The organism is Agromyces humi (assembly GCF_009720255.1).
Lineage (GTDB): Bacteria > Actinomycetota > Actinomycetes > Actinomycetales > Microbacteriaceae > Agromyces > Agromyces humi.
This window is the reverse complement of record NZ_WJSP02000700.1, coordinates 1-843: the sequence shown is the minus strand read 5'-3', so window position 1 is coordinate 843 and position 843 is coordinate 1. Positions and strand designations below refer to the sequence as shown.

General features: G+C 76.0%; 1 pseudogene. It reads left to right on the top strand.

Features of this window, described 5'->3' with window-relative positions:
- Positions 1-291 precede the first annotated feature (291 nt).
- Positions 292-843, top strand: a pseudogene (locus GH736_RS23625) (FUSC family protein); the annotation flags it as partial.

Below are 843 nucleotides of genomic sequence, written 5' to 3'. Positions count from 1 at the left end.
CCCCGCCGCGGTCGGCGCCGCGGTCAGCTCGGGCGCGAGGTGGCCGTCGGGGTCGAGGTGGGTCGCGGTGTCACGGCGGTCATCGGTCACGAGCACGACGCTACCCATCCGACGACGCCGGGGGATCCGCCGCACGACGGAGGTCGGTCCTCCGTGCGGCGGGGACGGGAGGCGCGTCGACCTGGACGCGGCGCATCAACCTGGCCGCCGCGCATCGACCTGGTCACCTGCCCGGTCGACCGCATCGCGTGCCGCCGACGATTCGCCGCCGACTGGTGGAGAGTGGGAGGCATGGCCTCGCAACGCCCGTCGATCGCGTGGTCGTGGCGGAACGTCGCGCTGGGGGTCGCCTACGCGGCACCCGCGGCGATCGTGGCGCTGTTCGACCCGGCGCTCGGGCTCCCGCTCGGCGTCGGCGTGCTGCCCGCCGCGGCGCTCGGCCTCCGGAGCACGCGCCGCGAGCGCCGCCTCGTCGTCATCGTGGGCGCCGTCGCCGGCGCATCGCTGTTCCTCGGCTCCCTGGTCGCGCCGCTGCCCGTCGTCGCCGTCCTGTCGATCTTCGTCCTCTGCGTCCTGGTGGCGCTCGCCGTCGCGAACCCGGCACGCCGACTCGCGCCGCTCGTCATGGTGCTGGGGCTGCCGCTCGTCGGGGGCGGCCTCTCCGAGGAGGGTCCCGCGGCCGGAGCGGCCGCCGCGCTGCTCATCCTCGGCGGCTCCCTCTACGCGTGGGCGGTGTCGTTGCTGTGGCCCGCCGTGATGACCGCCTCTGCGCGACGCACGCCACCGTCGCGCGCTGCCCGGGCGCTCATGCTCGAGTACGGCATCCAGATCGGGCTCGCCGGC